We start from the raw sequence: 21,475 nt of genomic DNA on the forward strand, positions 1-21,475 counted from the left end.
TAACTTAAAGTATCACTTGTAGACATTTTTACTTTCGAATGAAAGATGCGAGGCAGTTATGACCTTTACCAGTGAAACCTTGCCAGCGGACCACAAAGCGGCAATCCGTCAGTTAAAACGTGAGTTACGCGCGCAGATCGGCGACGTGCAGGCGGTGTTCGACAAGCTCAGCGATAAAATCGCCACCCGCGTGGCGGAGATCAACGCCCTGAAAAATAAAGGCGAATCCGTCTGGCCGGTGATTCCGTTTGCAGATGTGAAAAACGGCACGATTACCGACGCTCAGCGCGAGGCCGTTAAGCGCCGCGGCTGCGCGGTGATTAAAGGTCACTTCCCCCGCGAGCAGGCGCTGGCGTGGGATCGGTCGATGCTCGACTACCTCGATCTGAACAAGTTTGACGAGGTATACAAAGGGCCGGGCGACAACTTCTTCGGCACCTTAACCGCCTCCCGTCCGGAGATTTACCCGATCTACTGGTCCCAGGCGCAAATGCAGGCGCGCCAGAGTGAAGCGATGGCGCAGGTGCAGTCGTTCCTGAACCGTTTATGGACATTCGAGAGCAACGGTAAGCAGTGGTTTAACCCTGACGTCAGCGTGATTTATCCGGACCGCATTCGCCGCCGTCCGCCGGGAACCACCTCCAAAGGGCTGGGGGCGCATACCGATTCCGGCGCGCTGGAGCGCTGGCTGCTGCCGGCTTACCAGCAGGTGTTTGCCCGCGTGTTTGACGGCAACGTCGAGAAATACGATCCGTGGAACGCCGCGCACCGTACTGAAGTGGAAGAATACACCGTGGATAACACCACCAAATGCTCGGTGTTCCGCACCTTCCAGGGCTGGACGGCGCTGTCGGACATGATCCCCGGCCAGGGGCTGCTGCACGTGGTGCCGATCCCGGAAGCAATGGCCTACATTCTGCTGCGTCCGCTGCTGGACGACGTGCCGGAAGACGAACTCTGCGGCGTGGCGCCGGGGCGCGTGCTGCCGATTTCCGAGAAGTGGCACCCGCTGCTTGTCGAAGCATTAACCAGTATTCCGGCGCTGGAAGCCGGCGATTCCGTGTGGTGGCACTGCGACGTGATCCACTCCGTCGCGCCGGTGGAAAATCAGCAGGGCTGGGGCAATGTGATGTACATCCCCGCCGCGCCAATGTGCGAGAAGAACCTCGCCTACGCGAAGAAGGTCAAGGAAGCGCTGGAGACCGGCGCGTCGCCGGGAGACTTCCCGCGCGAGGATTATGAAAAAAGCTGGCAGGGCCGCTTTACCGTGAACGATCTCAATATCCACGGCAAGCGCGCGCTGGGCATGGCTTAACTGTCGTACAGCCCTTCCCGCTCCACGGCGGTGCGTCGTTTCCCCTGACGTATCCGCCGTACCGACTCCCGAACGGCCAGCGTGCCGTTCAGCAGCAATGTTCCTACCGGCGCGTCCGGGCGCATCAGCCGCTGCTGGAGCATATGCACCGCTTCCGTTCCCAGCTCGTCGCGGGGAACATGCACCGCCGTTAAGGGCACATCCTGAATCGCCGCCAGATTAAAGCCGTCAATGCTCATCACCGAGACGTCCTGCGGCACGCGCAGACCGTGATTTTGCAGCGCGCTGATGGTGCCTGCCGCCATAAAGTCCCCGCCTACCAGGAACGCCGTCGGCAGGTCTTTTCCCTTCTGTTGGTTAAGCCACTCGCTCACCAGTTGCTCCGTCTCTCTGGCACTGAAGCTTGGCACCACCAGCAGGTCGCGCCTGTCGTTAAACCTGAGATTATGGACGTGCCACGCGTCGCGGATCCCCGCCAGGCGCAGCTCCATGGTGTAGCGACGCAGGCACAGCACGTTCATCACCTCGCGGTGCCCCATCTCGAACAGGTACTCCGCCGCCCGCTCGCCAATCGCACGGTGATCCGGGGCAACGGCAGGCAGGCGCATGCGGCGGTCCCGACAGTTAATCAGCATGCAGGGTTTCCCCACATCCACCGCCAGATCGTGGATATGCGGATCGTCGATACCGAGCAGAATGGCCGCCTGGGTATCCGGCTCGTTCATGCGTGCCAGAAAAATCTGGGCGTCGCTGTCGTTCTCCTCCAGCGCGCAGTAGCGCAGCCGAACCTCGTGCGAGGCAAGCCCTTTGCTCACGCTCTGGATCACGCGGTAGTAAAAGATGTCGGACCGCTCGTCGAAGGCACGCTGAGGGGCAAAAACCACCAGGCTGTTAAGCAGCAGACGCCCCGCCGCCATGCCGTCCATCACCCCCAGCTCCCGCGCGCACGCCAGCACCTTAGCCCGCGCCTTTTCGCTGGTATTCGCTTTGCCTGCCAGCACACGGGAAACCGTACTGATGGAGAGCTGGGTACGGGCGGCGATTTCGGTGATTTTTAGCCTTTTGTCCATTTTGTGATCTGGCTCCATTTGCGAAATGAAAAAATTTTCATAGCGTGTTCATCAGGCAATAACTGACATAAAGACCATCATGCCAGAGGGTTTACGTCAGTTATGAGAAATTTTGCACAAAATCCACTTTTGCCCTCTCATTTTCTTCCCTAAGGTGAACTTGTCACACAGCTTCCATACTAGTTGTATAGCAACTTAAGCATTCTAAGCGGATAGAAATCAAAGGCATAACAATCTGTGTGACACCTGAACCTCCGTCCCCTTACCGTCCGTCTTGTGGAGAGTAAAATGAGTCAGGACATCAATAACACCGTTGCGACAAGCAAAACCCGTCGCGTCATTAAGAATTTGCGCTGGTACGTGCTGGTGCTGTTTTTACTTGGCGTCACCGTTAACTACATCACCCGTAACTCACTGGGGATCCTCGCCCCGGAACTGAAAGAGAGCCTCGGGATCACCACCGAGCAGTACTCCTGGATAGTCGGCGCGTTTCAGATCGCCTACACCATTTTCCAGCCCCTGTGCGGCTGGCTGATTGACGTTATCGGCCTGAAGATTGGCTTTATGGTCTGCGCCGGGATCTGGGCGCTGATGTGTATCTTCCACGCGGGTGCCGGAAGCTGGCTGCATCTCGCGATCCTGCGCTTCTTTATGGGTGCTTCCGAAGCTGCCGCCACGCCAGCGAACGCAAAAACCATCGGTGAATGGTTCCCGAAATCAGAGCGTCCCGTTGCCGCCGGCTGGGCGGGCGTGGGCTTCTCCATCGGCGCGATGCTGGCCCCGCCTATCATCTACTTTGCTCACGCGTCGTTCGGCTGGCAGGGCGCGTTTATGTTTACCGGCGTGCTGGCGCTGCTGTGGGTGATCCTCTGGTGGGCGTTCTACCACAACCCGGAACAGCACCCGAACCTGAGCCGCGACGAGCTGGCGTTTATCAAGCAGGATAACGAACCCGCACCGGTCAAGCTGCCCTTCCTGACCGCGCTGAAAACCGTCTCGAAAAACAAACGCTTCTACGGTATCGCCATCCCGGCCTTTATGGCAGAACCCGCCTGGGCGGTGCTGAGCTTCTGGGTACCCCTGTACCTCGCCAAAGAGCACGGCATGGATTTGAAGCAGATTGCGATGTTTGCCTGGCTGCCCTTCCTCGCCGCCGACCTCGGCAGCGTGGCAAGCGGCTACCTGACGCGCCTGTACACCCGCTGGTTCGGCTGCTCCCGCGTGAACTCGGTGGTGGCAAGCTCCGTCACCGGCGCGTTTCTGATGATTTCTCTGGCCATCGTCGCCGTGACCCGCGACCCGTATATCACCATCGTGCTGATCTCCATCGGCGGCTTCGGGCACCAGATTATCTCCTGCATGCTGAGCGCGCTGGTGGTGGAGTCCTTCGACAAAGGCCAGATGGCGACCGTCAACGGCATGCGCGGCTCGGCGGCGTGGATCGCCAGCTTCCTGTTCTCCCTGTTAATCGGGGTGACCGCCGACAAAATCGGCTTCAACCCGCTTTTTATTGCCATGGGCTTTTTTGACCTGATTGGCGCTCTCTTCCTGGTGGCATTTATTGCTGAACGTCGCGCCAAGCGCGCCTGATAGTGGATGTATTGCATATGAAAACCCTGAAAAACTGGACCGTCGATAAGCAGTCTGCGAATCATCTGGAGCTGCTGGTCGATAATCAGCACCGCCTGTGCCTGTATGTGCTGGAAGAGAACCTGTTCCGCGTGCTGATTAAGCGCAAAGGCGAGCTGGCGCTGGACCGCACCTGGAGCATCGCGCCGGAACAGGACGTGCCGTGGGAAGGCCGCCATCGTGACGACTTGAGCGGTTTCTCCTGCCCGGCCTGGACCCTGACGCAGCAGGATGACGCAGTGACGGTGGCAACCGAGCAGCTACGCGTGACCGTCCACCAGCCCCTGTGGCTGGAGTGGCACTACCGTAATGATGCGGGCGAATGGCAGCCGCTGGTCCAGGATCGCCCGACCAGCGCCTACCTGCTGAACGCCCACGGCGACGGCGTGGCGCACTATCTCAGCCGCCGCAAGGACGAGCGTTTCTACGGCCTGGGTGAGAAAGCGGGCGATCTGCAGCGCAACGGCAAACGCTACGAGATGCGTAACCTGGACGCCATGGGTTACAACGCCGCCAGCACCGATCCGCTTTATAAGCACATTCCGTTCACCCTCACCCGCCGCGACGACGTGAGCTACGGCCTGTTCTACGACAACCTGAGCAGCTGCTGGCTGGATCTGGGCAACGAGATCGACAACTATCACACCGCCTATCGCCGCTGGCAGGCGGAAGCGGGCGATATTGATTACTACCTCTTTACCGGCAAGCGCGCGCTGGACGTCACCAAAGCCTTCGTGCGCCTGACCGGGAAAACGCTGTTTGGGCCGAAGTGGAGCCTGGGCTACAGCGGCTCGACCATGCACTACACCGACGCGCCGGACGCGCAAAACCAGCTGATGAACTTCATCCGCCTGTGCGAAGAGCACGCCATTCCGTGCGATTCGTTCCAGCTCTCGTCCGGCTATACCTCCATCAACGGCAAGCGCTACGTCTTCAACTGGAACTACGACAAAGTGCCGCAGCCGAAGGCGATGAGCCAGGCCTTCCACGACGCGGGATTGAAGCTTGCGGCCAATATCAAGCCGTGCCTGCTGCAGGATCATCCCCGCTATAACGAAGTGGCGGAGAGCGGCCTGTTCATCCGTGATTCAGAAACCGATGCGCCTGAACGTTCCAGCTTCTGGGATGACGAAGGCTCGCACCTCGACTTCACCAACCCGCAGACGGTGCAGTGGTGGCAGAACGGCGTGACCACGCAGTTGCTGGAAATGGGTATCGACTCTACCTGGAACGACAACAACGAGTATGAAGTGTGGGACGGTGAAGCCCGCTGCTTTGGCTTCGGCAAGGAGATCGCCATCAAGCACATTCGCCCGGTGATGCCGCTGCTGATGATGCGCGCCTCGCTGGAAGCGCAGCAGCGCTTTGCGCCGGAAAAACGCCCGTATCTCATCTCCCGCTCCGGCTGCGCCGGGATGCAGCGCTACGTTCAGACCTGGAGCGGCGACAACCGCACCAACTGGGACACCCTGCGCTATAACATCCGCATGGGGCTGGGCATGAGCCTGTCCGGGCTGTTCAACGTCGGGCACGACGTCGGCGGTTTCTCCGGCGACAAGCCGGACGCCGAGCTGTTCGTGCGCTGGGTGCAGAACGGCGTAATGCACCCGCGCTTTACCATTCACTCGTGGAACGATGACCACACGGTGAACGAGCCGTGGATGTATCCGGGCGTCACGCCTGCCATTCGCGGCGCGATTGAGCTGCGCTACCGCCTGCTGCCGTATCTCTACACCCTGCTCTGGCAGGCGCACGCCGACGACGAGCCGATGCTGCGCCCGACCTTCCTCGACCACGAGCACGACGCGCAGACCTTCGAAGAGTGCGATGACTTCCTGCTGGGCCGCGACCTGCTGGTCGCCAGCGTCGTAGAAGCCGGGCAGCGCGAGCGCCGCGTCTGGCTGCCAGATAACGAAACGGGCTGGTACGATTTTTACACCCACGCGTGGTTCTCCGGCGGACAGTGGATCACCTGCGACGCGCCGCTGGAAAAACTGCCGCTGCTGGTGCGCGCCGGGGCCGGTCTGCCGCTTAGCGAGCGCATCACGCATGTGAGTGCTGAAAAAGATACGACCCGCGAGCTGAAGCTGTTCCCGGTTAAAGGCGTCGGCACAACCACGGGGCTGCTGTTTGAAGACGACGGTGAAAGCTGGGGCTATCAGAAGGGCAATGCGCTGTGGGTGGAATGGGAAATGGAGTGTGATGGCGCAACCATCAACCTGAAGGTCAACGCGCGCGGGGATTATCGTCCGGCGTGGAAGACGCTGAAGGTGTCATTACCTGTAGGGGAAAAACGTACGCTGCGGGTGAACGGGGTTGAAGGGAGCGAGTGGGTGGTGTAGTGCGGCCTGATGCCCTCACCCTAGCCCTCTCCCACAGGGAGAGGGGATAAAGGCACGACGCCTTTCCCTAAGTATTTCGCGCTGCAGGAAGGCGGCAAACCTGTGAATCCCCGGGAGCTTACATAAGTAAGTGACCGGGGTGAACAGGTGCAGCCAACGCATCTGCAGCGTGAAAGACGACGGGAAATTAGCCGTCGATACCTTTGCTGCGCAGGTAATCTTCGTAGTTACCGGTGAAGTCCACCACGCGCTCTGGCGTAATTTCGATCACGCGGGTCGCCAGTGAGCTGACGAACTCACGGTCGTGAGAGACGAAGATCAGGGTGCCCTGATACATCTCCAGCGCCATGTTCAGCGATTCGATAGATTCCATATCCAGGTGGTTGGTCGGTTCGTCCATCACCAGAATGTTCGGTTTTTCCATCATCAGCTTGCCAAACAGCATGCGGCCTTTTTCACCACCGGAGAGCACTTTGGCGGGCTTTTTGATGTCGTCCTGGCTGAACAGCAGACGCCCCAGAATGCTGCGCACCGCCTGCTCGTCGTCACCTTCCTGCTTCCACTGGCTCATCCAGTCGAAGACGGTCAGGTCGTTTTCGAACTCATATTCGTGGTCCTGCGCGTAGTAACCAATCTGCGCGTTTTCAGACCACTTCACGGTGCCGTTGTCCGGCTGCAGTTCACCCACCAGGGTTTTCAGCAGGGTAGATTTACCCACGCCGTTGGCGCCCAGAATGGCAATTTTCTCGCCCACTTCCAGCAGCAGGTTGAAGTTTTTAAACAGCGGGCCTTCATCAAAGCCTTTGGTAAGCGCCTCAACTTCCAGCGCGTTACGGAACAGCTTCTTGTCCTGCTCGAAGCGAATGAACGGGTTCTGACGGCTGGAGGCTTTAACCTCTTCCAGCTTGATTTTGTCGATCTGACGGGCACGCGAGGTCGCCTGACGGGATTTAGAGGCGTTAGCGCTGAAGCGGCTCACGAAGGATTGCAGGTCCGCAATCTGCGCTTTCTTCTTGGCGTTGTCGGCAAGCAGACGTTCACGCGCCTGGGTGGCTGCCGTCATGTACTCGTCGTAGTTGCCCGGATAAACGCGCAGCTCGCCGTAGTCCAGATCCGCCATGTGCGTACAGACCATGTTCAGGAAGTGACGGTCGTGCGAGATGATGATCATGGTGCTGTCGCGGTCGTTCAGCGTCTGCTCCAGCCAGCGGATGGTATCGATGTCCAGGTTGTTCGTTGGTTCGTCGAGCAGCAGGATGTCCGGGTTAGAGAACAGCGCCTGCGCCAGCAGCACGCGCAGCTTCCAGCCAGGCGCGACTTCGCTCATCGGGCCGTAATGCTGTTCAACCGGAATACCCACGCCCAGCAGCAGCTCGCCCGCACGCGCTTCCGCGGAGTAGCCGTCCATTTCGCCGTACTGGGTTTCCAGATCGGCCACTTTATAGCCGTCTTCTTCGCTCATTTCGGCGAGACCGTAGATACGATCGCGCTCCTGCTTCACTTCCCACAGCTCCGCGTGCCCCATGATCACGGTGTCGAGCACGGTGAACTCTTCGAAGGCGAACTGATCCTGACGCAGCTTACCGATACGCTCGTTCGGATCGAGCGACACGTTGCCCAGCGTCGGCTCTAAATCGCCGCCGAGGATCTTCATAAAGGTGGATTTTCCGCTACCGTTGGCACCAATCAGGCCGTAACGGTTGCCGCCGCCAAATTTGACGGAAATATTTTCGAACAGCGGCTTACTGCCAAACTGCATAGTGACGTTGCTGGTAACTAACACGGAGAGATTCCTGCGAAAAGTGTGATAAACACGGCATTATGCCACAATTCCGAATTGAGATCCCGTGTTGCGGCAATCCACTAAACTTTAACAAAATCGAAAAAAATGTGATTTCGTACACATCTGAATTCCCTGTTAGCGGGAATGCACATATAATGCGCTCCCATCACAGATTCAGACTTATCAACTCATCGCCTGAATGGCTTAGATACCTCGCACAACATGAACATGAAATTAACAACGCTTTTTGCGGCGGCGTTAGCCGTAGTAGGTTTTTGTAAGACCGCGTCTGCGGTGACGTATCCCCTGCCGACAGACGGAAGCCGTCTGGTGGGTCAAAACCAGGTGGTGACGGTGCCTGAGGGTAACTCTCAGCCGCTGGAGTATTTCGCCGCGCAGTACCAGCTGGGCCTGTCCAACATGCTGGAAGCGAACCCGGGCGTTGACCCGTATCTGCCAAAAGCAGGTACCGTGCTGAATATTCCTCAGCAGCTGATCCTGCCGGATACCGTTCATGAAGGCATCGTGATTAACAGCGCCGAAATGCGTCTGTATTACTACCCGAAAGGCACCAACACCGTTATCGTGCTGCCAATCGGTATCGGCCAGCTGGGCAAAGACACCCCGCTGAACTGGACCACCAAAGTAGAGCGTAAGAAAGCGGGCCCAACCTGGACGCCGACGGCTAAAATGCACGCGGAATACATCGCTGCGGGCGAACCGCTGCCCGCCGTTGTGCCAGCCGGCCCGGATAACCCGATGGGCCTGTACGCGCTGTACATTGGTCGTCTGTACGCCATCCACGGCACCAACGCCAACTTCGGTATCGGCCTGCGCGTGAGCCACGGCTGCGTACGCCTGCGTAACGACGACATCAAGTTCCTGTTCGAAAACGTGCCGGTCGGTACGCGCGTGCAGTTCATCAACGAACCGGTGAAAGCGACGTCTGAGCCAGACGGCAGCCGCTACATCGAAGTGCACAACCCGCTCTCCACCAGCGAAGACCAGATCAACAACAACGAGATCGTGCCGATTACGCTGAACAGCGCGGTGCAGTCAGTGACCTCTCAGCCAGACGTGGAAACCACCATCGTCGACCAGGCGATTCAGAACCGTTCCGGTATGCCGGTGCGTCTGAACTAATCACGCGCATCAAAAAAGCGGGCCTCGAGGCCCGCTTTTTTTTATCCGTTATTCACAATCACAATCCCGCCGTGGTCGTAGCGATAGTGGCAGTGGGCATACTCCAGCGGCGTGCCATCTTCCAGATAAATGACCTGCTCCACCTCCAGCACCGGATCGGTTTCCTCACAGACCAGATGCTCTCTGTCCAGCGCGCTGGGCTTTAGCGCCCGCACGACCCGGTATGACCCCATAATTTTCAGCCCCAGGGTTTCCTGAACGTACTGAAACACCGACCCTTCAAGGTGGTTTTTCGTCAGGCCCGGCACCAGATTCATCGGCATCACTGTGGAATCCAGCGACATTGGTTCGCCGTTCAGTAAACGCAGGCGAATGAAGTCGTAGATCGGCGCATCGGCGTTAATCATCAGCGACGCCTGCTCTTTTTCGTTCGGGAAGCGCAGTTCGAAATGCACCACCTGGCTCGTGACCGTACCCAGATGCGCCCAGGTTTTGGTCGCGCCAAAGTAGTCGCTGCCGGAGAGATCCCACTGCGAGAGCTGGAGGAAGTTTTTGCGGATGAACGTCCCCTGCCCCTGGCGGGTGTAGACCAGCCCTTCGACGATCAGCTGGCGCATCGCCTGCTGGATGGTCATCCGGCTGGTGCTGAACTCCGCCGCCAGTGCAAACTGATCCGGCAGGGGTTCGTTGGCGGCGTACTGCTGGCTGATAATGCGTTTCTTAATTTCCCGCGCTATGGTGATGTACTTCGCCGCCATCGTCCTTCCTTTCTGTTAGTTTTCTATCCCGCTGTTTTTCAAGGCCACTCGCTCGGCAATTTTGAGGAAAGGCAGGTAGAAGAATACACCAAATACGATGATTGCCAACTGGACCACCACGGCGCGCCAGTCCCCCGCCGTCGCCAGCCAGGCGCTGAGGATCGGCGGCGTGGTCCACGGGATCATCACCACGCAGCGCGACATCAGCCCCAGCGTGGTGCAGAGCCAGGCGAAGTAAATGCCGATGGCGGGCAGCAGCACAAACGGGATCATCAGCGGCAGGTTAAAGACGATCGGCAGGCCGAAAATCACCGGCTCGTTGATGTTGAATAAGCCAGGTGCCAGCGACAGACGCGCCACCTGCTTCGCCGATTGTTGCCGCGAGAAGATAAAGATGGCGATCAGCAGCGAGATCGTGCTGCCCGTACCGCCCACCATGCCAAACGTCGGCACGAAAATATTGTTGATGATGTGCGGGATCGGCTGTCCGTTGGCGAAGGCCAGCATGTTCTCGTTGGTATTAATCAGCAGGAATGGCTCAAGCACCACGCTGTTGACCACCGACTGATGAATGCCGAGCGTGAACAGGAAGTTGCCGAAGCTGTAGATGAAAATCGTCCCCGGCAGGCTGGTGTTGATCAGCCGCAGCGGCTGCTGGATAAAGGTCGTAATGAGATGGATCAGATCCGTATGCAGCACGTTCGCCAGCAGCGCCGCCAGCACGGCGAACACCGACAAGGTAAGAATGGTTGGGATCAGCGCGGTAAAGGATTTGCTCACCGCCGGGGGCACGTTTTCCCCCAGCGAAATGTGCAGCGCCTTCAGCCGCGAAATCGCGATAAACAATTCAGTTGAGAGCAGGCCAATCAGCACCCCGGCGAAAATCCCGGTGGAACCGATATTGGCGAAGGTCAGCACCTGCGTGACGTTCACCGTGGCCTCGCTGCCAACGGGCGTAACCTGTAAGCGCATCGGCATCATGATGATAAAGCTGCTGACGGCGATAACCACTGCCGAGACCGGATTGTCGAAATCTTTGTTGCGCGCCAGCGACCAGGCAATCATCGGCGCCAGCAGCAGCGCGGCGATGTTCAGCGTGCCGTTAATAATCGCCTCGCCCCACACCTTAAACTGTGTGAGCGTGTCGCCCTCAAAAATCCACGGGAACACCACGTTGTTCACCAGCACCGCCAGACCGGCGAGGATGAAAATCGGCATCACCGTGGCGAAGGCGTCGCGCAGGGATCGCAGGTGCACCTGGTTTGCCAGGCGCGCCGAGAACTCAACAAATTTATCGACAAAGGACTGCATGTGCGGTGTGATTTTTGTTTCAGACATAGCGGAGTGTTCCCATCAATCAGTCACAAAAACGGCCCGGCAGCGTACGGCTTACATCTCGCGTCCGTTGGTATGGATAACCTGTTTTAACCACGCGTAGCTCTTCTTCGGCACGCGCTTAAGGTCTTTCAGGTCGTGATTCTCTCGGTTGACGTAGACCACGCCGTAGCGCTTACGCATGTCCCCCTGCGAGCTAAGAATGTCAATTAACCCCCAGCCGAGATAGCCAATGACCTCTGCGCCATCCTCGAATATGGCTTCCTTCATGGCCTCGATATGCGCCCGGTGGTAGTCGATGCGGTAGGTGTCCTCAATCGGGTTGACCCCGTCCCAGGACTCAATCACGCCAATACCGTTTTCTATCGGGAAGACCGGCATCCGCCAGTCGTTGGCATAGCGAGTGATGATGGTGCGAAAACCGAGCGGGTCGATCTGCCAGTTCCACTCGGTGGCCTTCAGGTAGGGGTTATTTTTCTCACCGTGCAGCAGGTAATCGTTGACCGGCGTGCCTTCCGGGATCGCATCGCTGTCCAGCGTTTTGCTGGCGTAGTAGCTGAAGGCCATAAAGTCGTTTTTCGTGCGGGCAAACAGAGCGAGATCGTCGGCGCGATAGATATCACCGAAGCCCTCCTGCTCCACCACCGCCATCACCGCCGGGCTGTAGCCCTGGCCGGCAAAGACGCGCAGCAGGTTCTGGTTGAGGAATTCGTCATACTGCTGGGCGCAGAAGATATCGCGCGGCTTGCAGGTGGCCGGATAGATCAGCTGGTGCGCCAGCATGCCGCCCATTAGCTGGCCCGGTTTTGTCTGGTGCAGATACTCGGTCAGCGACATGTGCGCCACCATCGCATGGTGCTGAAGCTCATACAGCTCGCGCAGGGTTTTCTCGCCTTTCATATAGCCGGAAATGCGGAACGCTTCCGGCATATGGAAGATGTTCTGCTCGTTAAAGGTCAGCCAGTACTTTACCCGGTCGCCGAAGCAGTCGATCATCTTTTTGCCGTAGCGGATAAAAGCCTCCACCACGCGGCGATCGTTGAAGCCGTTGTACTCCTGCGCCAGCGCCAGCGGCATGTCGAAGTGGTAGAGGCAGACCATCGGCTCGATGCCGCGGGCGATGAGATCGTCAATAAAGCGGTCGTAAAAGGCGATGCCCTCGTCGTTGAACGCGCCGTCGCCCTGCGGGCAGACGCGGCTCCAGGAGATCTGGAAGCGGTAGCAGTTCATGCCCAGATCCTGCATCAGGTCGAAATCTTCCCGGTAGCGGTGGTAGGAGTCGGTCGCCACCTTCCAGTCGGAGACGTTTTCTCCGGCCTCACGAATGTCGTACACCGACATCCCCTTCCCGCCCTCGTTCCAGGCCCCTTCCGTCTGCATGCTGGACACCGAGTTGCCCCATAAAAAGTTGGCTGGCAGTGAATTGTTCATGCTCTCTCCCTATATGACTAGTCATTTAAAATCTCATGACTAGTCATATAGGCGAAGATGAAATTTCGATCAAAGGGGAGGATCGTTTTTTGTGAGGAATGTCGGAAAGAAGCGCTGAGCAGGAAAAATGAAGAGCGAAATCCTGTTATTTAGGCCTGAGCGTTAACCTATGCAGAATCACATTTCCTGCTCGTGCCACTGGCTGGCCTCATAAAATCATTATTAACTTAATGCGCACGAACCACGGCCCAGGCCGGAACATAAAAATCTCAACCCTATCAAATGGAAAATGACGCTCATGAAGATATCTACTCGCCGTATCGCATTCGCTCTCAGCTTAGCGTTGCCCGGCTCAATGACTCACGCGGCAACGGTGTATACGGGTGATAAAGTGCAGGGAGTGCCGGTTATCTCTACGCTGGATGTATCAGACCTGCCAGCCGGACAACATCGCTTCATGTTTGAGGGGGTTGAGACAGGAACGGGACAGCGCTGGTATGTACCCATAATGGTGACAAAAGGGAAAACGGACGGGAAGAAAGTCCTTCTGCAGGCGGGCGTCCACGGGGATGAGCTAAACGGCGTGCGCATCGTACAAAAAGTGATGGAACAACTGGACCCCGAAAAAATGAACGGCAGCGTTATTGGCATCATTGGCCCAAACCGTTCTGGCCTTGAGAGAGTCTCCCGGACATGGTCTGTTTCAACCGATGGGGGTGAAACGATCGACTACAATCGCGTCCATCCAGGAAAAGAAACGGGTAACCCTGCTGAGCGTCAGGCATGGATGATGTGGAACAAGGTTTACAAGGGGAATGTCGACCTGGCGATTGACTATCACACCCAGTCTACCGGAACGGCTTATCCGCTGTTCATTTATGCCGACTACCGCAATGCGGATGCCCGGACAATTGCGGAACTTTTTCCGGCAGATCAAATTAAGAAAGACCCCGGCGAAGCCGGCTCAATGGAAACCACCTTTATTCAAAATGGTATCCCGGCAATAACGGCCGAGACGGGAGAGCCGAGGATTTACCAGCAGGATATGATTGCCCGGGGTTTAGAGGGTGCCCTCAATGTACTGATCCATTACAAGGTGATTGAAGGCAAAATCGGCGCAACCGCCAGCAGCAATAAAACGTATATTGGTAATGCGATCAGTTCCATACGAGCAACTACGGGTGGGTTTGCGGAAGTTTTCGTTAAACCCGGCGACACGGTAAAAGCAGGACAAGAGGTCGCACTGCAGCGAAATGCTTTCGGTGATGTTGTCGCGAAGTATTCAGCGGAAAGGGACGGCAAAGTACTGGCAATTGGAACAGATGTGGTCAGAGAACCCCGAGCCCTGCTGGTAAGAGTCCTTGAGCAAAACCCAGCCGCAACCTGCAAAGACGGCTGCTGATTACCGCCACAGCCCATCGTTGAATCGGCAAAAGCAGCTTATCGTCATTTCTTCGATATCATCCCCGGCAGGCGAAGCGCCGCCGGGGATGAGGAGCGTTATTGTTGCGCAAGCTGATTGCGACGATACTCCCCCTGCCGCTCCAGCATCCAGCCCGGATATTCACGCGGCAGCGCGCTGACGGCATCCAGCTGTTTAAGCTCGTCTTCGCTTAAGCGGATCCCGGTGGCGGCAATGTTGTCGTCCAGCTGTTCAACGCGCTTCGCACCAATGATGACGCTGGTCACCGCCTTCTGGTGCAGCAGCCACGCCAGCGCGATTTGCGCCACGGAGGCGCCCTTGCTTTCGGCAATCACGCGCATCACGTCCACGCAGTCAAAGGCGCGATCTTTGTCCACCGGCGGGAAGTCGAACGCCAGACGGCGGCTACCGGCTTCGCTCTGCCCGTCGCGACCATATTTTCCACTCAGCAGGCCGCCCGCCAGCGGGCTCCAGACCATCAGCCCGACGCCTTCGCTCTGCATCATCGGCACCAGCTCGCGCTCAAGATCGCGCCCGGCAATGGTGTAGTACGCCTGCAATGACGCAAAACGCGCCAGCCCCAGACGCTCGGAAATCCCCAGCGCTTTGGCTATCTGCCACGCCGCCCAGTTCGAGACGCCGATGTAGCGCACGTGGCCGTGCTGCACCAGGTTATCCAGCGCATACAGCGTCTCCTCAATCGGCGTGGCCGGATCGAAACCGTGAAGCTGATAGAGATCGATATGATCGAGCTGCAGGCGGCGCAGGCTCTCCTTCACGCTGCTGATGATGTGATAGCGCGAGCTGCCGCGCGAGTTCACTCCCGCCGTCCCGGTTTCGCCAAATACTTTAGTCGCGACCACCACGTTCTCGCGCGGGATTTTCAGGTTTTTCAGCGCCTGCCCGAGGATCGCCTCCGAGCGCCCTTCCGAGTAAACGTCCGCGGTATCGATAAAGTTGATCCCGGCATCCAGCGCGCGGCCCACCAGCTGTTCTGCTTCGCTCTGCTGGAGCTGACCAATCTTGCCCCACATGCCGCCTTCTCCGCCGAAGGTCATGGTGCCGAGGCACAGTTCAGAAACGAACAGACCGGTGTTGCCCAGTTTTTGATAACGCATAAGATAATCCTCGCATGTCGATTGGGTACCCGATAGTTATACCCGCCCCTCAGCCATCGCGAATGTGGCGTTCCTGTCCGTTTCTTGCCCAATCCTCTGAATATTTATCCGCGCGGGGCGTCGCCAAAGACACTATAGTCCGGCAGCTGTACCTGCTGATACGGCTCCCAGCCGCCGCCGAGCGCCTTGTAGAGCGCCACCAGATCGAGGGCGCTTTGTACCTGCGCCTGCGCGCGCTGCTGCTCGGCCTGCGCCAGCTGCCGCTGGGCGTCCAGCACGTCGATAAAGCTGGCGATCCCCTGGCGGTAGCTGTCGCTGGCTAAATCAAAGGCGTTTTGCAGGGCATCAATGGTTTTCGCCAGGCCCGCCTCACGCTGCTGGTCGGTGCGATAGCTCACCAGCGCGTTTTCGACATCGCCGAGCGCGGTGAGCACCGTCTGGCGATAGTCCAGTACCGCAGCGCCCTGCTGCGCGCGCGCCACCTTGACGCTGGAGACCAGTCGACCACCCTGGAAAATCGGAATGGAAACCTGCGGGCCGAAGCTGTAGAAGTGGCTGCTCCAGTCGGTCAGCCAGCCGGATTCGCTGTTGCGCAGGCCAAACTGTCCGGAGAGGGTAAAGCTCGGGAACAGCTCGGCCACCGAGACGCCAATCTGCGCCGTGGCGGCATGAAGGTTGGCCTCCGCTTCGCGCACGTCCGGACGGCGGCGCGCCAGCGTGGACGGTATACCAGTCTGCACGATATCCGGCAGCGCGGGCATTGGCTGTGCGGATTGCAGCTCGCTATCCAGCGCCCCCGGCGGCTTGCCGAGCAGAATAGCCAGCCCGTTCATCGCCTGGCGTTCCTGGGCCTGATACTGCGGCAGCTGGGCTTCAAGATTGCCCAGCTGCGCCCGGGCGTTTTCCACGTCCATCTGCGGTGACAGCCCGCCGCGCTGGCGGCTTTCGGTCAGGTCCAGCGTCTGCTGCGCGCTTTTAATCTGGGTGTTCAGGGTAGCGATAATGCTCTGCGCCCCGCGCAGCTGGAGCCACGCGCGCGCCACTTCCGCTTCCAGCGACACCAGCGCATCGTTACGCTGTTCGATGGCGGCCTTCTGCTGCGCCTCGGCGGCTTCCACCTGACGGCGCACCTTGCCCCAGAGGTCGATTTCCCACTGGGCGTCGAAGCTGCCCTGATAAAGGTTAATCGGCTGCGTCAGCGGCCCCAGAGCGCCTCTGAGTTCAGAGTCGACATTATCCAGCTGGTCGTACACGCCGTGGGATTTTAGCTCCCCTTCCAGCCCGAGCTGCTGGCGCGTCGCCTGCAGATTGCCGTTCACCGACGGGAAAAATGCCCCGCCCGCCTGGTTAATCTGTTCACGCGCCCCGGCAATGCGCAGTACCGTTTGCTGCAGCGTCAGGTTTCCGGCGATGGCGCGTTCAACCAGACTGTCGAGCTGCGGCGAGCCGAAGGTTTTCCACCAGCGCGGATTGGTCGCGGCGGAGGTGGTTTGCGATTTCACCGCGCTGTCGCCCTTATCGTTCCAGTGCGTAACGGCGGGTGGCGCAGGCTGCTGGTAGTCCGGCCCGACGGCGCAGCCCACCAGCAGCATCATTATCATCAGGGGGTGTAAACGTCTGTGTATCATCAGTGTGCTCCTGCACTCCCCTCGCTCTTAACCGGCGAGAGCAACAAACAAAACGGAATCAATAGCAAGGCCACGGCGCTCAGAATGGTGAAGACGTCGATGTAGGCCAAAAAGCGCGACTGCTCGATCATCGTCTGGTACATCCGCCCGGTGGCAATCCCGGTCGGATCGCCCACCTGGGTGGTGAAGTTCTGGATCGCCTGGGCGCTTTCGCGAATCGCCAGCTGGAACTGCTCGTTAAACGGCGAGGCGTGGTAGGCAAGGTGCGCGCTGTGCGCCTGCGCGCGCTCGGTGATGGCCGCCGTCGAGAGCGAAATCCCGATGGATCCCGCCACGTTGCGGAACATGGTAAACAGCGCCGCCGCATCGGCGTTGAGCCGTCTCGGTATCGAGATGAAGGCGATGGTGGTGAGCGGCACAAACAGGAATCCCAGACCAATCGACTGGGCGCTGCGGAACAGCACCAGGGTTTCGAAGTCAATATCCGGCGTCAGCGTGCGCGACCAGAAGAACGACACCGCCAGGCAGGTAAAGCCAAAGGCGATGATCCAGCGCGTCTGCACCACCGGCATCAGCTTCAGCACCAGCGGGATGGTCAGCACGATCAGTACCGCGCCGGGCGAAAGCACCAGCCCGGACCAGGTGGCGGTATAGCCCAGATCCTGCTGCGCCAGCTGCGGGATCACCACCGAGCTGCCGTAGAGGATCATCGCCATCCCCGCCATCAGCAGGCTGGAGATCGCGAAGTTGCGGTCCTTCATGCAGTGCAGATCCACCACCGGCTTTTTGGCATACATCAGCCAGTAGATTGCGCCGATAATGCCGACCAGCGTCAGCACCGCGAAGGTGCGGATAAAGTTCGAGTAGAACCAGTCGTCATCCTCGCCCCGGTCGAGCATCACCTGCAAACAACCCAGACCGAGGGCGATCAGGCCGATTCCCGTCCAGTCGATGGTCAGCTTCTCTTTTGATTTGCTCTCCCACGGCGGATCTTCCAGCAGCTGGTAGATCGCCAGCACCGTCACAATCCCCACCGGGATGTTGATAAAGAACACCCAGCGCCAGGAGTAGTTGTCGGTGATCCAGCCCCCCAGCGTCGGGCCGAGCACCGGCGCGACGATAATCGCAATGGAGGAAAGCCCAAACGCTTTGCCCCTGTCCTCCGGCTTGAAGTAATCAAGCAGCACCGACTGCTGGGTGGGCTGTAACCCGCCGCCAAAGAAGCCCTGCATCACGCGGAACAGGATGATTTGCCACAGCTCGGTGGCGATGCCGCACAGAAACGAGCAGATGGTGAACATCACGATGCAAATGAGGAAGAACTGCTTGCGGCCAAACAACCGGCTCAGGAACGCCGAGATGGGCAGCACGATGCCGTTCGCCACCAGGTAGCTTGTCAGTACCCAGGTGGATTCGTCGTAGCTGGCCGAGAGCGACCCCGCCACGTGCGGCAGCGCGACGTTGACGATGGTGGTGTCCAGAATTTCCATGAACACCGCCAGGGTGACGACAATCGCCACCGCCCACGGGTTACTGGCGGGCTTCCAGTTATCGTGGCTATGATCCGTCATTCCACGGTGACCTTCGGTTCAACCGACAGCCCCAGCGGCAGCGGCTTGTTCGGATCCAGACCTTTATCAATGACGATTTTTACCGGCACGCGCTGAACAATCTTCACGAAGTTACCGGTGGCGTTTTCCGACGGGAAGGCGGAGAAGCGCGAGCCGCTGCCCTGCTGGATGCTGTCGATATGGCCTTCAAGCTCCATATCCGGCCAGGCATCCACGGAGACGCTAACCTTATCGCCGGGCTTCATGCGCTCAAGCTGGGACTCTTTAAAGTTCGCCACCACCCACACGTTCGGGGAGACCAGCGAGAACAGCGCGGTGCCCGCCTGAACCAGCGTGCCGGGCTGCACGTTGCGTTTGGTGACAAAGCCGTCGAACGGGGCGCGGACTTCGGTGTAAGAGAGGTTCAGATTCGCGGTTTCCAGCTGCGCTTTGGCCTGTTCGACCTGACGCTCGCGGGCTTCGACGTTGGTCTCCTGCTGGCGGATTTGCAGCTGTACCTGCTCCGCCACTTCCAGCTGCGCCTGTGCGCTGGCAAGGCCAGCCTGGGCGCTGCGCAGCTGAGCGTTCGCAGAATCAATACTTTGCTGGGTGGTCGCGCGCGGGTCGACGCCGCGCTGGCGGCGGTATTCCGCCTGCGCGTTCGCCAGATCGGCCTGCGCTTTCAGCACCTGCGCTTTGGCTTCGTCACGCTGGGCGGGATACTGCACTTTTGAGAGCGCCAGCTGCGCCTGGGCCTGATGCAGCTGCGCGATAGCCAGCCCAAGCTGAGCCTGAGCCTGATCGCGCTGGGCGGTGGTATCGCGAGGATCGATCACCACCAGCACATCCCCTTTCTTCACGCGCTGGTTATCCCGCACGCGAAGCTCGGTAACGTAGCCCGCCGTTTTGGGGGCAATCGTCACCACGTCGCCGTCGGTAAAGGCGTCGTCGGTCGTCTCTTCGTTGCGGGTTAAAAACCACCAGACCAGCGCCACGATCACCATCACGATGACCACGATGCCAAGGATAATTAACGGTTTTTTGCCCGGGCGTTTACGCTCGTTATTGTTTTTATCCTGCTCGTCAGCAGGTGGATTTTGTTCTTCTGCCATAATTCAGCAACGGTCCTGTCAGTGAGCGGCATCACACTATGCCGTTCACTAAAGCTAGGACGTTGCTATACATTTGCCAGGAAAAACTGACAAATTGCGCACTATATGAGAAGGAATAGTCCGAAACCGATCGCCGCAGCCCAGAGCAGCATCGGGATCGACCAGAGGTGGAAGCGCCACCAGATGCGACGGTCGTTGGCCATGCGCAGGGCGATCAGGTTTGCCAGGGAGCCGGGCAGCAGCCCAAACCCACCGATGTTCACCGCCCAGGCCAGCAGCGTGTCCGGCGGAACGTAGTTGAGCAGCAGAATGGTGGCAGGCACGTTGCTGATAAACTGCGACAGGCCAATCGCCGTCAGCCACAGTCCCGGCTGCGACAGCGTGCTGACGCTGTGCAGAACGTTTTGCAGCACGGGAAGCTGAATAAGCAGATGCACGTCGATGAACATCGCCATAAAGACCAGCAGCAGCGTCCAGTCCACGCTCACCAGCACGCGCCGCGCCAGCACGACAAAGCCCGCGGCGACGAGCAGGACGCCCGCCAGCTCATACTTCAGCTCCAGGGCGAACAGAAAGACGATATACAGCCCGAGGCAGCTCCAGACCAGCCGCGGCTGCCACTGCGGGCCCGTGGTCCCGCTATGGTATTGCAGCTTTTTATCCGGAAACGCGAACCAGCAGACCGCCAGCAGCGACAGCATCATCACCAACGCCAGAGGCGCCATCTGCCAGGTAAAGGCGGCGAATGACAGACCGGAACGTCCCCAGAGAAGAATATTTTGCGGGTTGCCGATGGGCGTCAACAGAGAACCGGCGTTAACGGCGAGCGCTTCAAAGATAATCAGTCTGCTGACCGGGATCTCGCAAAGCTTACGCAGGGTGAGCGTGAGGGGTACGATGATAAACAGCGCCACATCGTTGGTCAGAAACGTCGACAGCACCGCGGCGGAGAACACCATAAACAGGGCCAGCCTGCGCTCGGTGGCAAAACGGCGCACCATTTTACGCCCCAGGACGTCAAAATAGCCGCTCAGCTCGACCCCTTTGGTCAGCATCATTAACCCACTCAGGGTGATGATGGTGCGCCAGTCAATCGCCGCAGACCAGGCCTGTGGCGCAAACGGCACAAACAGGCTTAACCCGGCGCCAATGATTAATAAGAGATGGAAGAAACGATCGCGTGAGAGGGCCTGCAGTCCAGGGATTTTCATTCAGCGGAGGGACCATATTTGAGGGTAAATTCGCGAAACTTCACCAGCGTCTCTTCGCTAACGTGGTGCTCCATTCCTTCCGCATCCCGACGGGCAATTTCCGGGCTAACGCCCAGCACCAGCAAAAAGTTCTCGACAAGCTGATGGCGCTCGCGGCTCTCCTGCGCAAGCTTCTCCCCTTCCGGCGTCAGAAACACGCCGCGCCAGGGGATCATTTCGATCAGGCCTACCGAGGCCAGACGTTTTAACATTTTAGCGACCGTCGGCTGCGAAACCCCGAGCCTGGCGGCCATATCGACCTGACGCGCTTCCCCAACCTCGCGGATCAGATCGGAAATCAGTTCAACATAATCATCAATCAGTTCACGCCGGTGCGCTTCACGGACCTGGCGAAAACCTTCGACATGTTCTTCAACATTCACCAGTTGCGTCGTTTTTTTAATGGCTGGCTTACCTGCGCGACGGTTCATTGTACTTCCTCATTGGGGTGACGCTTCCAGCGCCCGGTATCGAGAGCGCACATTGTAAACCATCCCTCCACAAGCACAAAAAATTAACGAAATAGCCATAGCTATACAATATAGCCTGTGCTATATCTGTATGTAATGCAGTCACCCTTCACGGATC

General features: G+C 58.6%; 16 protein-coding genes. 5 read left to right on the forward strand and 11 right to left on the reverse strand.

Annotated features, from left to right (window positions below; translation table 11 throughout):
* Nucleotides 1–58 precede the first annotated feature (58 nt).
* A complete protein-coding gene (locus A6013_RS03880; protein WP_069732590.1) occupies nucleotides 59–1,315 on the forward strand; it encodes a DUF1479 domain-containing protein in 1,257 nt (418 codons plus the stop codon).
* Here A6013_RS03880 and A6013_RS03885 read toward each other — a convergent pair.
* The gene (locus A6013_RS03885) at nucleotides 1,312–2,385 is read right to left on the reverse strand and encodes a LacI family DNA-binding transcriptional regulator (RefSeq protein ID WP_069732591.1); all 1,074 of its coding nucleotides are present in this window, start codon (nucleotides 2,383–2,385) and stop codon (nucleotides 1,312–1,314) included. The genes A6013_RS03880 and A6013_RS03885 overlap by 4 nt on opposite strands.
* A gap of 288 nt (nucleotides 2,386–2,673) precedes the next feature.
* Here A6013_RS03885 and A6013_RS03890 point away from each other — a divergent pair, with 288 nt between their 5' ends.
* Both A6013_RS03890 and A6013_RS03895 read left to right on the forward strand, forming a co-directional pair.
* On the forward strand, nucleotides 2,674–3,975 hold the full coding sequence (locus A6013_RS03890; protein ID WP_028012467.1) for an MFS transporter: 1,302 nt from the start codon (nucleotides 2,674–2,676) through the stop codon (nucleotides 3,973–3,975).
* A 17-nt stretch (nucleotides 3,976–3,992) separates the two neighbouring features.
* Entirely contained in the window at nucleotides 3,993–6,356 is a 2,364-nt protein-coding gene (locus A6013_RS03895; RefSeq protein ID WP_069732592.1) for a TIM-barrel domain-containing protein, read from the forward strand.
* A gap of 187 nt (nucleotides 6,357–6,543) precedes the next feature.
* Here A6013_RS03895 and A6013_RS03900 read toward each other — a convergent pair whose 3' ends face one another.
* Nucleotides 6,544–8,139, reverse strand: coding sequence for an ABC-F family ATPase (locus A6013_RS03900; RefSeq protein WP_041910703.1), 1,596 nt, complete (start codon nucleotides 8,137–8,139; stop codon nucleotides 6,544–6,546).
* Nucleotides 8,140–8,361: 222 nt separating this feature from the next.
* Here A6013_RS03900 and ldtB point away from each other — a divergent pair, with 222 nt between their 5' ends.
* Nucleotides 8,362–9,282 (forward strand): L,D-transpeptidase, encoded by a 921-nt coding sequence (ldtB, locus tag A6013_RS03905; RefSeq protein ID WP_008501186.1) that lies wholly within the window; start codon nucleotides 8,362–8,364, stop codon nucleotides 9,280–9,282.
* Between the two features lie 41 nt (nucleotides 9,283–9,323).
* Here ldtB and A6013_RS03910 read toward each other — a convergent pair whose 3' ends face one another.
* The 3 genes from A6013_RS03910 to A6013_RS03920 are packed head-to-tail and all read right to left on the reverse strand — an operon-like array spanning nucleotide 9,324 to nucleotide 12,806.
* Nucleotides 9,324–10,040 carry a GntR family transcriptional regulator gene (locus A6013_RS03910; RefSeq protein ID WP_025912880.1) on the reverse strand — a complete coding sequence of 239 codons (717 nt, stop codon included), beginning with the start codon at nucleotides 10,038–10,040 and terminating at the stop codon, nucleotides 9,324–9,326.
* 15 nt (nucleotides 10,041–10,055) lie between these two features.
* Nucleotides 10,056–11,378 carry a PTS sugar transporter subunit IIC gene (locus tag A6013_RS03915; protein WP_063437572.1) on the reverse strand — a complete coding sequence of 441 codons (1,323 nt, stop codon included), beginning with the start codon at nucleotides 11,376–11,378 and terminating at the stop codon, nucleotides 10,056–10,058.
* 51 nt (nucleotides 11,379–11,429) lie between these two features.
* On the reverse strand, nucleotides 11,430–12,806 hold the full coding sequence (locus A6013_RS03920; protein ID WP_069732593.1) for a glycoside hydrolase family 1 protein: 1,377 nt from the start codon (nucleotides 12,804–12,806) through the stop codon (nucleotides 11,430–11,432).
* A gap of 298 nt (nucleotides 12,807–13,104) precedes the next feature.
* Here A6013_RS03920 and A6013_RS03925 point away from each other — a divergent pair, with 298 nt between their 5' ends.
* The gene (locus A6013_RS03925; protein WP_083264148.1) at nucleotides 13,105–14,208 is read left to right on the forward strand and encodes a succinylglutamate desuccinylase/aspartoacylase family protein; all 1,104 of its coding nucleotides are present in this window, start codon (nucleotides 13,105–13,107) and stop codon (nucleotides 14,206–14,208) included.
* Nucleotides 14,209–14,306: 98 nt separating this feature from the next.
* Here the strand turns inward: A6013_RS03925 and A6013_RS03930 are convergent, their stop codons facing one another.
* The 6 genes from A6013_RS03930 to mntR all read right to left on the reverse strand — a co-directional run bounded on the left by A6013_RS03930 (nucleotide 14,307) and on the right by mntR (nucleotide 21,318).
* Nucleotides 14,307–15,347: an aldo/keto reductase gene (locus A6013_RS03930; protein WP_069732594.1), complete on the reverse strand. Its 1,041-nt coding sequence runs from the start codon at nucleotides 15,345–15,347 to the stop codon at nucleotides 14,307–14,309.
* 104 nt (nucleotides 15,348–15,451) lie between these two features.
* Nucleotides 15,452–16,975: an efflux transporter outer membrane subunit gene (locus A6013_RS03935; RefSeq protein WP_069732595.1), complete on the reverse strand. Its 1,524-nt coding sequence runs from the start codon at nucleotides 16,973–16,975 to the stop codon at nucleotides 15,452–15,454.
* Nucleotides 16,975–18,546 (reverse strand): DHA2 family efflux MFS transporter permease subunit, encoded by a 1,572-nt coding sequence (locus A6013_RS03940; RefSeq protein WP_028012453.1) that lies wholly within the window; start codon nucleotides 18,544–18,546, stop codon nucleotides 16,975–16,977. Before A6013_RS03940 ends, A6013_RS03935 begins: the two co-directional genes overlap by 1 nt.
* The gene (locus A6013_RS03945; protein ID WP_041910714.1) at nucleotides 18,543–19,637 is read right to left on the reverse strand and encodes an HlyD family secretion protein; all 1,095 of its coding nucleotides are present in this window, start codon (nucleotides 19,635–19,637) and stop codon (nucleotides 18,543–18,545) included. The genes A6013_RS03940 and A6013_RS03945 overlap by 4 nt, the downstream gene beginning before the upstream one ends.
* A gap of 101 nt (nucleotides 19,638–19,738) precedes the next feature.
* On the reverse strand, nucleotides 19,739–20,848 hold the full coding sequence (locus tag A6013_RS03950) for an anion transporter (RefSeq protein ID WP_049136963.1): 1,110 nt from the start codon (nucleotides 20,846–20,848) through the stop codon (nucleotides 19,739–19,741).
* The gene (mntR, locus tag A6013_RS03955) at nucleotides 20,845–21,318 is read right to left on the reverse strand and encodes a manganese-binding transcriptional regulator MntR (protein WP_028012450.1); all 474 of its coding nucleotides are present in this window, start codon (nucleotides 21,316–21,318) and stop codon (nucleotides 20,845–20,847) included. Before mntR ends, A6013_RS03950 begins: the two co-directional genes overlap by 4 nt.
* Between the last annotated feature and the right edge of the window lie 157 nt (nucleotides 21,319–21,475).

Source organism: Enterobacter sp. IF2SW-B1 (assembly GCF_001743375.1).
Taxonomy (GTDB): domain Bacteria; phylum Pseudomonadota; class Gammaproteobacteria; order Enterobacterales; family Enterobacteriaceae; genus Enterobacter; species Enterobacter bugandensis.

Coding starts and splice junctions, on each gene's coding strand:
- A6013_RS03895 (WP_069732592.1), top strand. CDS start 3,993: ATGAAAACCCTGAAAAACTGGACCGTCGATAAGCAGTCTGCGAATCAT.
- A6013_RS03910 (WP_025912880.1), bottom strand. CDS start 10,040: ATGGCGGCGAAGTACATCACCATAGCGCGGGAAATTAAGAAACGCATT.
- A6013_RS03930 (WP_069732594.1), bottom strand. CDS start 15,347: ATGCGTTATCAAAAACTGGGCAACACCGGTCTGTTCGTTTCTGAACTG.
- A6013_RS03915 (WP_063437572.1), bottom strand. CDS start 11,378: ATGTCTGAAACAAAAATCACACCGCACATGCAGTCCTTTGTCGATAAA.
- A6013_RS03940 (WP_028012453.1), bottom strand. CDS start 18,546: ATGACGGATCATAGCCACGATAACTGGAAGCCCGCCAGTAACCCGTGG.
- A6013_RS03925 (WP_083264148.1), top strand. CDS start 13,105: ATGAAGATATCTACTCGCCGTATCGCATTCGCTCTCAGCTTAGCGTTG.
- A6013_RS03935 (WP_069732595.1), bottom strand. CDS start 16,975: ATGATACACAGACGTTTACACCCCCTGATGATAATGATGCTGCTGGTG.
- A6013_RS03885 (WP_069732591.1), bottom strand. CDS start 2,385: ATGGACAAAAGGCTAAAAATCACCGAAATCGCCGCCCGTACCCAGCTC.
- A6013_RS03880 (WP_069732590.1), top strand. CDS start 59: ATGACCTTTACCAGTGAAACCTTGCCAGCGGACCACAAAGCGGCAATC.
- ldtB (WP_008501186.1), top strand. CDS start 8,362: ATGAACATGAAATTAACAACGCTTTTTGCGGCGGCGTTAGCCGTAGTA.
- A6013_RS03920 (WP_069732593.1), bottom strand. CDS start 12,806: ATGAACAATTCACTGCCAGCCAACTTTTTATGGGGCAACTCGGTGTCC.
- mntR (WP_028012450.1), bottom strand. CDS start 21,318: ATGAACCGTCGCGCAGGTAAGCCAGCCATTAAAAAAACGACGCAACTG.
- A6013_RS03945 (WP_041910714.1), bottom strand. CDS start 19,637: ATGGCAGAAGAACAAAATCCACCTGCTGACGAGCAGGATAAAAACAAT.
- A6013_RS03950 (WP_049136963.1), bottom strand. CDS start 20,848: ATGAAAATCCCTGGACTGCAGGCCCTCTCACGCGATCGTTTCTTCCAT.
- A6013_RS03890 (WP_028012467.1), top strand. CDS start 2,674: ATGAGTCAGGACATCAATAACACCGTTGCGACAAGCAAAACCCGTCGC.